Source organism: Humibacillus xanthopallidus, assembly GCF_006716675.1.
Lineage (GTDB): Bacteria > Actinomycetota > Actinomycetes > Actinomycetales > Dermatophilaceae > Humibacillus > Humibacillus xanthopallidus_B.
The window spans coordinates 535,068-547,770 of record NZ_VFPM01000002.1; the positions used below are offsets into that span (position 1 = coordinate 535,068).

The 12,703-nt window shown below is 69.4% G+C and carries 7 protein-coding genes; 6 read left to right on the top strand and 1 reads right to left on the bottom strand.

The annotated features are described in order from the left end of the window. The first annotated feature begins 228 nt into the window (after positions 1–228). The 3 genes from FBY41_RS10395 (at position 229) to FBY41_RS10405 (ending at position 3,315) form a co-directional block, all read left to right on the top strand. Positions 229–1,020, top strand: a complete 792-nt coding sequence (locus tag FBY41_RS10395; protein ID WP_185749016.1) for a hypothetical protein — start codon at positions 229–231, stop codon at positions 1,018–1,020. A gap of 189 nt (positions 1,021–1,209) precedes the next feature. Next, the gene (locus FBY41_RS10400; RefSeq protein ID WP_141844161.1) at positions 1,210–2,244 is read left to right on the top strand and encodes a nitrilase-related carbon-nitrogen hydrolase; all 1,035 of its coding nucleotides are present in this window, start codon (positions 1,210–1,212) and stop codon (positions 2,242–2,244) included. Positions 2,245–2,253: 9 nt separating this feature from the next. Beyond that, complete coding sequence (locus FBY41_RS10405; protein ID WP_141844163.1) at positions 2,254–3,315, top strand: agmatine deiminase family protein; 1,062 nt, start codon at positions 2,254–2,256, stop codon at positions 3,313–3,315. A gap of 79 nt (positions 3,316–3,394) precedes the next feature. Here the strand turns inward: FBY41_RS10405 and FBY41_RS10410 are convergent, their stop codons facing one another. After that, positions 3,395–3,901: a DUF4282 domain-containing protein gene (locus FBY41_RS10410; RefSeq protein ID WP_141844165.1), complete on the bottom strand. Its 507-nt coding sequence runs from the start codon at positions 3,899–3,901 to the stop codon at positions 3,395–3,397. Positions 3,902–4,374: 473 nt separating this feature from the next. Here FBY41_RS10410 and rpoB point away from each other — a divergent pair, with 473 nt between their 5' ends. The 3 genes from rpoB (at position 4,375) to FBY41_RS10425 (ending at position 12,689) form a co-directional block, all read left to right on the top strand. Beyond that, a complete protein-coding gene (gene rpoB, locus FBY41_RS10415) occupies positions 4,375–7,830 on the top strand; it encodes a DNA-directed RNA polymerase subunit beta (protein ID WP_260439686.1) in 3,456 nt (1,151 codons plus the stop codon). Positions 7,831–7,951: 121 nt separating this feature from the next. Then, positions 7,952–11,848 (top strand): DNA-directed RNA polymerase subunit beta', encoded by a 3,897-nt coding sequence (locus FBY41_RS10420; protein ID WP_141845058.1) that lies wholly within the window; start codon positions 7,952–7,954, stop codon positions 11,846–11,848. A 220-nt stretch (positions 11,849–12,068) separates the two neighbouring features. Beyond that, positions 12,069–12,689 (top strand): hypothetical protein, encoded by a 621-nt coding sequence (locus FBY41_RS10425; RefSeq protein ID WP_141844169.1) that lies wholly within the window; start codon positions 12,069–12,071, stop codon positions 12,687–12,689. Positions 12,690–12,703 lie beyond the last annotated feature (14 nt).

A 12,703-nucleotide genomic window follows, 5' to 3' on the forward strand; every position in this document is an offset into this window, starting at 1 on the left:
CAGGAGGACCCGCTCACGGTGACGGTGACGGGGTCGCTCTAGAGGGGGCCGGTGACGAGCCGGGAGGTGACGGCTCCGGCCGAGGTGCCGCCCGGTAGGTTGACCGCCATGGGATCGGTGTCACACGACCAGGAGCCGGCTGCCCCCGCGCCTCGGGGCTCCGCAGGCGCCGCGAGCGCCTCAGGTCCGGCGAGCGCGGCGACCCCCATGGGCCGGTACGGGCCGCTGGTGAGCATCACCCGCTTCGACTCGGCGCCGAGGGAGCTCGAGTGGCAGCTGCCCCTCGATGGTGAGCTCTACCGCCTCATCCCCGGGTCCGACCGCCCTGACTACTCGCTGCTCGTCCTCGAGCGCCCGCTCCACTTCTACCCGGCTCCCGGCTTCGACCTGGGGCGCGTCGAGGCGGACCAGCGCGTCGAGGACCGCAAGGGCCGGCCGATGGTGCGCGTGCACGCCCTCCTCGTCTGCGCGCGCTTCGTCGGCCAGCAGCTGCAGCCGGGCATGCGCGACCTTGCGGTCAACATCGCCTACGTCATCGACAACTCGCTCGCCCGTGACGCCGTCGTCGACTTCTCGAAGATCGAGGTCGCGGCCGTAGGCTTCCTCAGCGAGGCACACGCGGGCGGTGCCACGTCTGCCGACGGACAGCCCGCGACGGCGGAGCCCGCGCCCACTGTCGACGATGTCGTCGCGGACGCCGCGCGGGTGCTGCGCGACGGCGTGGCCGCTCACCGCGGACGCCCTGTCGGACGGCTGAGCGCGACGCTCGTCGTCGGCGCGGATCGCCAGCTGGCCGGGCTGTCGGGCAACGCCGACGGCGAGGCCCCCGTGCCCACACCGGAGACGTTCGAGCAGCTCAACAGGGTCCTGGCGCGTCTGAACGGCCTCCCTGAGGGGTCCGCCGGAGCGCCGCCCGACCCCTCCGGGCAGGACGACGCCTCCCGTGGTGCGCGCCGCTTCACCGTGCGGGTCGAGGGTGACTCGGTCGTGATCGACAAGAACGACGACGCCCAGGCGTAACCCCACCGGTCGCGCGTCGTTCACCTCATGACCGACGTGCATCGGTCGAGGGCATGGCACGGCAGGGGGCCCGAGCGCGTGGCGGGGGGCCGCGGGTTCGTGTGTGCTCGCCCTCGCAGGGGGAGGAGGTCCCGGGCGCCCGACACGGCGCCCGGGACCGACCTCGCGCCACTGCGGCATACTGCGCTCGTGAAACTCATTCAGGCCGAAGCCGTCCTCGAGTCCCTCGCCCGCGTCGACGCCCCCGGAGATGCGCCCGGAGATGCGCCCGGAGATGCGCCCGGAGATGCGCCCGGAGATGCGCCCGGAGATGCTCCCGTGAGGGTCGCCCTCGTGCAGCACGCCTGGGTCGACGACCCCGAGGCGCTGCGCGAGACGCTCCGCGACGGCATCCGCACGGCCGCCGAGGCCGGAGCCCGCATCGTCTTCCTCCCCGAGCTGACGCTGTCGCGCTACCCGGCAGACACGCTGCCCGAGGGCACGCCGTCCGCGACCGCGGAGGACCTCGAGAGCGGTCCGACGGTCACCTTCGCCCGGGCCGCGGCCGCCGACTTCGGCGTGCACGTGCACGCCTCGCTCTACGAGCGGGCCGCCGCCCCCGACGGCAGTGACGACGGGCTCGGCTTCAACACCGCCGTCGTCGTCGCGCCGAGCGGAGAGATCGTGGCCCGCACCCGCAAGACGCACATCCCCGTGACCGCCGGCTACTACGAGGACAAGTACTTCCGCCCAGGACCGCCCGATGATGCGTATCCCGTTGTGGCGCTTGACGATCCGTCGGTGCGGCTCGGGCTCCCGACGTGCTGGGACGAGTGGTTCCCCGAGGTGGCGCGCCTCTACTCCCTCGGTGGCGCACAGGTGCTCTGCTACCCGACGGCGATCGGGTCGGAGCCCGACCACCCCGACTTCGACACCCAGCCGCTGTGGCAGCAGGTCATCGTCGGCAACGGCATCGCCAACGGCCTCTTCATGGTCGTGCCCAACCGCTACGGCACCGAAGGGCTCATCACCTTCTACGGCAGCTCCTTCATCTCCGACCCCTACGGTCGCATCCTCGTGCAGGCGCCGCGCGACGAGGCTGCGGTGCTCGTCGCCGACCTCGACCTCGCGCAGCGCGACGACTGGCTCGAGCTCTTCCCCTTCCTCGCGACCCGGCGTCCCGACTCGTATGCCGCCCTGGCCGAGCCCGTGCGCGACGAGCACCGTCGCGTCGTGGCCGACTGAGGCCCGGCGATGAGCGAGGCCGCTGGCCGGCCGGGCCCCGCCGGCGCCCCCGACCGATGGCGTATGCCGTCCGAGACCTCGCGCCACGACGCGACGTGGATGGCGTGGCCGAGTCAGGGCTACACCCTCGGCGAGACCGCCGAGGAGGTCGAGCGAGCGCGCACGACATGGGCCGCCGTGGCCAACGCCGTCGCGGACTTCGAGCCCGTGCGCATGGCCGTCGTCCCGGCCGACCTCGAGGTCGCGGAGCGCTACCTGCGCGGTGACGTCGAGCTCGTGCCCACGGCCCTCGACGACGCCTGGATGCGCGACATCGGTCCGACCTTCGTCGTCTCCGACCACGGCACGCTCGGGGCGGTCGACTGGGTCTTCAACGGGTGGGGCGCCCAGTCCTGGGCGTCCTGGGAGCACGACGCGAAGGTCGGCGCCTTCGTGGCAGGCCTGGCCGGGGCGCAGCTCATCGACTCGCCGCTCGTCAACGAGGGCGGGGGCATCCACGTCGACGGCCTCGGAACGGTGCTGCTCACCGAGACCGTGCAGCTCGACCCGGGTCGCAACCCGGGCCTCACCCGGGCCGACGTCGAGGCCGAGCTGGCGCGCACGATCGGGGCGACGGCATACGTCTGGCTCCCGCGGGGACTCACGCGCGACTACGACGAGTTCGGCACCCGCGGCCACGTCGACATCGTGGCGACGATCCCGAGCCCGGGGGTCGTGCTCCTGCACGACCAGCAGGACCCGTCACACCCCGACCACGCGGTCTCGCGTCAGCTGCGCGAGGTGCTCGAGGACGCCCGTGACGCCCGCGGTGAGCGGTTCGAGGTCGTCGGCGTCCCGGCGCCGCGCACGCTGGCCGACGACGAGGGTCCGGTCGACTGGTCCTACCTCAACCACCTCGTCGTCAACGACGGCGTCATCGCCTGCACCTTCGGCGACGAGCAGGACGAGGCGTCGCTCGGGGTCCTCGCCGAGGCCTACCCCGGCCGGCGGATCGTCGGCATCGACGCCCGGCCGCTCTTCGACCGCGGCGGCGGCATCCACTGCATCACGCAGCAGCAGCCCGCCCTCTGACCTCAATCGAAAGAGCAGTCCGTCGGCTCGGCCGCGAGCGGCCTCCCGACGAACTGCTCTTTCGATGGGGTGTGTGAGCTCAGGCCTGGGGGAGGCGCTTGTGGACGTCCTCGCTCATGCGCACGACGGAGATGCCGAACTCGAGGCCGATCCTCACGACGGCGAGCCAGATGATCGCGACGAGCGGGCCGAAGACGAGGGCGATGAGGCCGGACGTCACGCTCTGGGTGAACGCCGAGATGACGACGATGACGTACATGACGGCCGCCCAGATCGTTGCCAGCACGTAGACGAACCGGACGATCTTCGGGGTGACGAAGCTGTTGAAGCTGAAGTCGAACAGGGCCGGGAAGAAGCCCGTCGACGAGTCGACGATCGCCCCGGCGCCCGATGACACGGCGGACGACGCCATTGACGGCTGGGCGGGCTGCGACGGCGGACCCGCCGGGCTGACCGCCGCGGGAGGCGGCGGGGGAGGAGTGGAGCCGCCGGGGGGCGGCGTGGCACCGGGCCCGGCGCCGAGGGGGTCAGAGCCCGGGGGCGGCGACCCGAACGAGCCCTGCTCCGGGGGGTTCTGGTCGGACATCGTGCGATCTCCTTCTGTGCGGTGGTGGCGCGGGTTCGAACGCCCGCAGCCGAACACGCCCAGCCTAGGTCCGGGGGGTGCCTCGACCCCGGGTGAACGCGCCGATCGGGGGCGGGCTCTTGACGTGGGCCCGACGAGGGTCCATATTCGTCGCGTTCGCATCGCGAGCTCCCGGTCCGGGGGGCGTGGCAGGTCACGCCGAGGACATCCGGCCTGTTGAGGCCGGATGAGTGCCTCGGTGACGAACTCCGCCTCTTGACCCGGCTGGACACTCCTGCCCTCTGGGGGTAGGCTAGGCCTTTGCGCTGCCCATGCCCACCTTTCGCGACCCCGGTCCGACTCTCCGTGCCGCTCAACGGCACGACCACGACCCGGGGACCCGCGAGCGGAGCCATGCGTCAGCGCGGATCTGAAGATTCGAAAAAAGGCCCGTGGAAGGACCCTCCTTGGCTGCCGCGCGTTCTGCGACGAACATGTCCACCGCACAGACCCCTTCGGGACGTCTGTCCTTCGCGAAGATTCGCGAACCCCTCGAGGTCCCTGACCTCCTTGCACTCCAGACGGAGAGCTTCGACTGGCTTCTCGGCAACGAGCGCTGGCAGGCCCGCGTGGCTGCCGCGAAGTCCGAGGGGCGCACCGACGTCCCCGACCGCTCCGGTCTCGAGGAGATCTTCGAGGAGATCTCCCCGATCGAGGACTTCAGCGGCTCCATGTCGCTGTCGTTCCGCGACCACCGCTTCGAGGAGACCCGCAAGACGATCGAGTCGTGCAAGGAGCGCGACCAGACGTACGACGCACCGCTCTTCGTGACGGCCGAGTTCATGAACACGGTCACCGGTGAGATCAAGAGCCAGACGGTCTTCATGGGCGACTTCCCGCTCATGACCGAGCGCGGCACCTTCATCATCAACGGCACCGAGCGTGTCGTCGTCTCGCAGCTCGTCCGCAGCCCGGGCGTCTACTTCGAGCGCACGCCCGACAAGACGTCCGACAAGGACATCTACACGGCCAAGATCATCCCGAGCCGAGGTGCGTGGCTCGAGTTCGAGATCGACAAGCGCGACATGGTCGGCGTCCGCGTCGACCGCAAGCGCAAGCAGTCGGTCACGGTGCTCCTCAAGGCCCTCGGCTGGACCGAGGCCCAGATCCTCGAGGAGTTCGGCGAGTTCGAGTCGATGCGCCTGACGCTCGAGAAGGACCACACGCAGGGCCAGGACGACGCGCTGCTCGACATCTACCGCAAGCTGCGTCCGGGCGAGCCGCCGACCAAGGAGGCCGCGCAGACCCTGCTCGACAACCTCTACTTCAACGGCAAGCGCTACGACCTCGCCAAGGTCGGTCGCTACAAGGTGAACAAGAAGCTCGGCGTCGACGCGCCGATCAGCGACTCGACGCTGTCGGTCGACGACATCGTCAAGACGATCAAGTTCATCGTCACGCTGCACGACGGCCAGGACTCGATGAAGGGCGTCAAGAACGGCAACGAGATCGACGTCCGCGTCGAGGTCGACGACATCGACCACTTCGGCAACCGTCGTCTCCGCTCCGTCGGCGAGCTCATCCAGAACCAGGTCCGCACCGGCCTGTCGCGCATGGAGCGCGTCGTGCGTGAGCGCATGACGACCCAGGACGTCGAGGCCATCACGCCGCAGACCCTGATCAACATCCGCCCCGTGGTGGCGTCGATCAAGGAGTTCTTCGGCACCTCGCAGCTCTCGCAGTTCATGGACCAGAACAACCCGCTCGCGGGTCTGACGCACAAGCGTCGCCTGTCTGCGCTCGGCCCGGGTGGTATCTCCCGTGACCGCGCCCAGATGGAGGTCCGTGACGTCCACCCGTCGCACTACGGCCGCATGTGCCCGATCGAGACGCCTGAGGGCCCGAACATCGGCCTCATCGGCTCGCTCGCGTCCTACGGTCGCATCAACGCGTTCGGCTTCATCGAGACGCCGTACCGCAAGGTCGTGAACGGCGTCGTCACCGACGACATCGACTACCTGTCCGCCGACGAGGAGGACAAGTACGTCGTCGCCCAGGCCAACGCGCCGATCGACCTCGAGGGCAACTTCACCGAGGATCGCGTGCTCGTGCGCACCAAGGGCGGTGAGGTCGAGCTCGTCCCCGGCGACGAGGTCGACTACATGGACGTCTCGCCGCGCCAGATGGTGTCGGCCGCGACGGCGATGATCCCCTTCCTCGAGCACGACGACGCCAACCGCGCGCTCATGGGCGCCAACATGCAGCGTCAGGCGGTCCCGCTCGTCAAGAGCGAGGCCCCGCTCGTCGGCACCGGCATGGAGTTCCGTGCGGCCCTCGACTCGGGCGACGTCGTCCGCGCCGAGAAGGCCGGCGTCGTGCAGGAGGTCGCTGCCGACCTCGTGACCGTCGCCAACGACGACGGCACCTACCGCACCTACCCGATCGCGAAGTTCGCGCGCTCCAACCAGGGCACGAGCTACAACCAGGTCGTCGTCGTCAACGAGGGCGACCGCCTCGAGGCCGGCGGCGTCATCGCCGACGGTCCCGCGACCGACGGTGGCGAGATGGCGCTCGGGCGCAACCTGCTCGTCGCGTTCATGTCGTGGGAGGGACACAACTACGAGGACGCGATCATCCTCAGCCAGCGTCTCGTGCAGGACGACGTGCTCTCCTCGATCCACATCGAGGAGCACGAGGTCGACGCGCGCGACACGAAGCTGGGCCCGGAGGAGATCACCCGCGACATCCCGAACGTCTCCGAGGACGTGCTGGCCGACCTCGACGAGCGCGGCATCATCCGCGTCGGCGCCGAGGTCCGCGACGGCGACCTGCTCGTCGGCAAGGTCACGCCCAAGGGCGAGACCGAGCTGACGCCGGAGGAGCGCCTGCTCCGCGCGATCTTCGGTGAGAAGGCGCGCGAGGTCCGCGACACCTCCCTCAAGGTGCCCCACGGCGAGACCGGCACCGTCATCGGGGTCAAGGAGTTCCGCTCCGACCTCGGCGACGACCTGCCCCCGGGCGTCAACCAGCTCGTGCGCGTCTACGTGGCCAACAAGCGCAAGATCACCGACGGTGACAAGCTCGCCGGCCGCCACGGCAACAAGGGCGTCATCTCCAAGATCCTGCCCGTCGAGGACATGCCGTTCCTCGAGGACGGCACCCCCGTCGACGTCGTGCTCAACCCGCACGGCGTGCCGCGCCGCATGAACCTCGGCCAGATCCTCGAGCTGCACCTCGGCTGGGCTGCCAGCCGCGGCTGGAAGATCGAGGGCAAGCCGGAGTGGGCCGACCAGATCCCGCTCGACGCGCACGAGGCCCCTCCGGGCTCGCGCGTGGCGACGCCGGTCTTCGACGGTGCGTCGGAGGACGTCGTGACGGGTCTTCTCGACTCGACGCTCAAGACGCGCGACGACGTGCGACTCATCGACGCCTCGGGCAAGACCCGCCTCTTCGACGGCCGCTCCGGCGAGCCGTTCCCGGAGCCGGTCGCGGTGGGCTACATGTACATCCTCAAGCTCCACCACCTCGTCGACGACAAGATCCACGCTCGCTCCACGGGTCCCTACTCGATGATCACCCAGCAGCCGCTCGGCGGTAAGGCCCAGTTCGGTGGCCAGCGCTTCGGTGAGATGGAGGTCTGGGCCCTCGAGGCGTACGGCGCTGCCTACACGCTCCAGGAGCTGCTGACGATCAAGTCCGACGACGTCCCGGGCCGCGTGAAGGTCTACGAGGCGATCGTCAAGGGCGAGAACATCCCGGACTCCGGCATCCCCGAGTCGTTCAAGGTCCTCCTCAAGGAGATGCAGTCCCTGTGTCTCAACGTCGAGGTCCTGAACTCCGAGGGCACGACGATCGAGATGAAGGAATCCGACGAGGAGGTCTTCCGCGCAGCGGAGGAGCTCGGCATCGACCTGAGCCGGCGCGAGCCGTCCAGCGTCGAAGAGGTCTGAGAAGGCCCCCTAACGACAGGCGGTGCGTATGCCGCTGAGCCCGCTCGGCGGCATACGCCCCCTCGTCAACGACCACCACTCAGACCAAAGACTTAACGAGAGTTACGAGAGAAGGAACCACGTGCTCGACGTCAACTTCTTCGACGAGCTGCGCATCGGCCTCGCCACCGCGGACTCCATCCGCCAGTGGAGCCACGGCGAGGTCAAGAAGCCCGAGACCATCAACTACCGCACCCTCAAGCCGGAGAAGGAGGGCCTCTTCTGCGAGCGCATCTTCGGTCCGACCCGCGACTGGGAGTGCAACTGCGGCAAGTACAAGCGTGTCCGCTTCAAGGGCATCATCTGTGAGCGCTGTGGCGTCGAGGTCACGCGCGCCAAGGTGCGTCGTGAGCGGATGGGCCACATCGAGCTCGCCGCGCCCGTCACCCACATCTGGTACTTCAAGGGTGTGCCGAGCCGCCTCGGCTACCTGCTCGACCTCGCCCCGAAGGACCTCGAGAAGGTCATCTACTTCGCGGCCTACATGATCACGTCCGTCGACGACGAGCAGCGTCACACCGACCTGCCCTCGCTCGAGGCCCAGATCCAGGCCGAGCAGAAGGAGATCGAGAACCGACGCGACGCCGACGTCGAGGCCCGCGCCCAGACGCTCGAGCGCAACATCGCCGAGCTCGAGGCCGAGGGTGCCAAGGCCGACGCCAAGCGCAAGGTGCGCGACCAGGCCGAGCGCGAGATGAACAACATCCGCAAGCGCGCCGACCAGCAGGTGGAGCGCCTCGAGCAGGTCTGGGACCGCTTCAAGAACCTCAAGGTCCAGGACCTCGAGGGCGACGAGATCCTCTACCGCGAGATGCGTGACCGCTTCGGTCTCTACTTCGAGGGCGGCATGGGCGCCGCGGCGATCCAGAAGCGCCTCGAGTCCTTCGACCTCGACGCCGAGGCCGAGATCCTCCAGGAGATCATCGCCACCGGCAAGGGCCAGAAGAAGACCCGCGCCATCAAGCGGCTCAAGGTCGTCAACGCCTTCCAGACGACGACGAACCACCCGTCGGGCATGGTCCTCGACGCGATCCCGGTCATCCCGCCGGACCTGCGCCCGATGGTGCAGCTCGACGGTGGCCGCTTCGCGACCTCGGACCTCAACGACCTCTACCGTCGCGTCATCAACCGCAACAACCGCCTGAAGCGGCTTCTCGACCTCGGCGCGCCCGAGATCATCGTCAACAACGAGAAGCGCATGCTCCAGGAGGCCGTCGACAGCCTCTTCGACAACGGCCGTCGTGGTCGCCCGGTCACGGGCCCCGGCAACCGTCCGCTCAAGTCGCTCTCCGACATGCTCAAGGGCAAGCAGGGCCGCTTCCGTCAGAACCTCCTCGGCAAGCGCGTCGACTACTCCGGCCGTTCGGTCATCGTCGTCGGCCCGCAGCTGAAGCTGCACCAGTGCGGTCTGCCCAAGCAGATGGCGCTCGAGCTCTTCAAGCCGTTCGTCATGAAGCGTCTCGTCGACCTCGACCACGCGCAGAACATCAAGTCGGCCAAGCGCATGGTCGAGCGGGCCCGCCCGGTCGTGTGGGACGTCCTCGAAGAGGTCATCACGGAGCACCCGGTGCTGCTCAACCGCGCACCCACGCTGCACCGTCTCGGCATCCAGGCGTTCGAGCCGCAGCTCGTCGAGGGCAAGGCCATCCAGATCCACCCGCTCGTCTGCTCGGCCTTCAACGCCGACTTCGACGGTGACCAGATGGCTGTCCACGTGCCGCTGTCGGCAGAGGCGCAGGCCGAGGCCCGCATCCTCATGCTGTCGAGCAACAACATCCTCAAGCCTGCCGACGGTCGTCCCGTGACGATGCCGACGCAGGACATGATCACCGGCATCTACCACCTCACCGACGCGATCGACGGTGGCGGCATCGGTGCGGGTCGTGCCTTCACGTCGCCGTCGGAGGCCCGCATGGCCTTCGACCGTGGCGAGATCGAGCTCGGCTCGGCGATCAAGCTGCGCCTCACCGACGCGGTGCCCCCGGCCGGCTTCGAGCTGCCCGAGGGTGTCGAGGCCGGCGAGGACGGCATCGTCACGAGCATCACGCTCGAGACGACGCTCGGCCGCGCGATCTTCAACGACACGCTGCCGATCGACTACCCGTTCGAGAACCGCCCGGTCGACCGCAAGCGGCTCTCGGCGATCGTCAACGACCTCGCCGAGCGCTACTCCAAGGTGCAGGTCGCCGCGTCGCTCGACGCCCTGAAGGAGGCCGGCTTCCACTGGTCGACCCGCTCGGGCTGCACCGTCGCGATCTCCGACGTCACGACGCCGGACAACAAGACGGCCATCCTCGAGGGTTACGAGACCAAGGCCGCCAAGGTCCAGACGCAGTACGAGCGCGGTCTCATCACCGACGACGAGCGTCGTCAGGAGCTCGTCGAGATCTGGACCCAGGCGTCCAACCAGGTCGCCAAGGAGATGGAGACCAACTTCCCGCGCACGAACCCCATCTACCGGATGGTGTCCTCGGGTGCTGGTGGTAACTGGTTCCAGATCCGTCAGATCGCCGGCATGCGTGGCCTCATGGCCAACCCGAAGGGCGAGATCATCCCGCGCCCGATCAAGGCGAACTTCCGTGAGGGCCTCACGGTGCTCGAGTTCTTCATCTCGACGCACGGTGCCCGCAAGGGTCTGGCCGACACGGCGCTTCGTACCGCCGACTCGGGCTACCTCACGCGTCGTCTCGTCGACGTGTCGCAGGACGTCATCATCCGTGAGGACGACTGCGGCACCGACCGCGGGCTCAAGCTGCCGATCGCCGAGATCAACGAGACCACCGGCACCCGGTCGCTCGGAGACGCGGTCGAGGCCTCGGTCTACGCCCGCACGCTGGCCGAGGACGTCGTCGTCGACGGCGAGACGCTCGCCGTCGCGGGCATCGACCTCGGTGACGTCGTCATCGACGCGCTCTTCGCTGCCGGTGTCAACGAGGTGCGCATCCGCTCGGTGCTCACCTGCGACAGCAAGGTCGGCACGTGTGCCAAGTGCTACGGCCGCTCGCTCGCGACCGGCAAGCTCGTCGACATCGGTGAGGCCGTCGGCATCATCGCGGCCCAGTCGATCGGTGAGCCCGGCACGCAGCTGACGATGCGTACCTTCCACACCGGTGGTGCGGCCGCGGCCGACGACATCACCCAGGGTCTGCCGCGTGTCGTCGAGCTCTTCGAGGCCCGCACCCCCAAGGGTGTGGCCCCGATCGCCGAGGCCACCGGCCGCATCGAGATCGAGGACACCGACAAGGCGCGTCGCATCCTGCTGACGCCCGACGACGGCTCCGAGCAGCACGCCTACCCCGTCAGCAAGCGTTCGCGCCTGCTCGTCGGAGACGGTGACCACGTCGAGGTCGGCGACAAGCTGGTCCAGGGCGCGATCGACCCCAAGCAGGTCCTTCGCATCCTCGGCCCGCGGGCTGCCCAGAAGCACCTCGTCGACGAGGTGCAGCGGGTCTACCGCCAGCAGGGTGTGTCGATCCACGACAAGCACATCGAGGTCATCGTGCGGCAGATGCTGCGGCGCGTGACGATCATCGAGGCCGGCGACGCGGACCTCCTCCCGGGCGAGCTCGCCGAGCGCGGCCGCTTCGAGGACGAGAACCGTCGCGTCATGGCCGAGGGTGGCCGCCCGGCTGCTGGTCGTCCCGAGCTCATGGGCATCACCAAGGCCTCGCTGGCCACCGAGTCGTGGCTGTCGGCCGCGTCCTTCCAGGAGACGACCCGCGTGCTCACGCAGGCCGCCATGGAGGCCAAGTCCGACCCGCTGCTCGGCCTCAAGGAGAACGTCATCCTCGGAAAGCTCATCCCTGCCGGCACGGGCCTGCCCCGCTACCGGAACATCAAGGTCGAGCCCACCGAGGAGGCCAAGGCCGCCATGTACTCGCTGCCGAACTACGACGCGTACGACTACGCGGGCTTCGGCACGGGTTCCGGCGAGGCGATCCGCCTCGACGACGAGGCGCTGGGCCTGGACCAGTTCTGACCGGTCGCGGCCCCGCGTGAGCGGTGGTCGCTGACCACGCCGTATGCCGCAGGGCCGGCTCCCCGAGAGGGGGGTCGGCCCTGCGGCGTGCTCGGCCGGACGGCGTGGTCTCGGGCGCCGTCGCTGGGTCGCCGTCGCGCCGCGATGACATCCGGCGGTGAGTCGACCCGCCTCGGGGGACTGCGGGATGAGGACCTGCCCGGCTCGCTAGGGTGAAGCCATGACCGAGCCTTCGGCGGACGTGCCCGCCCTCCCCGAGACCCACGCCGACACCGACGCCGAGACCGCTGCGGAGACTCCCGCCGCGGCCGACGCTGCGACTCAGGGTGAGGCCGGCGCCGGCGACGAGTCGAACCCGCCGGTCCCCACGGTGATCCTCGTCGTCACCGAGGAGCCGCTCAAGCCCGTCGACGTCGACAAGATCATCGCGTTGCACGAGGAGGAGTCGGCCACCTACCGGGTGCTCGTGCCGGCCGACACCGAGCGCAACATGCTCTCCTCGTTCCTCAACCACCTCAGCCTCTTCGAGATGAAGGAGGCGCTCGACAGCCTGCGCCCCGTCGACCGAGACGAGGCGCACGCCGACGCCCAGAGCGCCCTCGACACGACGCTGGCGGAGTTCGCGGCGCACGGCGTGCCGGCCACGGGTGAGATCACCGCCGACGACCCGCTGCCGACGCTCGTCGAGGAGGTCGCCCGCCTGGGTGCGAGCGAGGTCGTCGTCGTCACCGAGCCCCAGGCCGTCGAGGACACCTTCCACCGCGACTGGGCCTCGAAGGCGCGCGAGAGCCTCGGCCTGCCCGTGCTGCACATGTACGCGGGGGACTGGCGCCTCGGCTGACCGGAGTGCCCCGG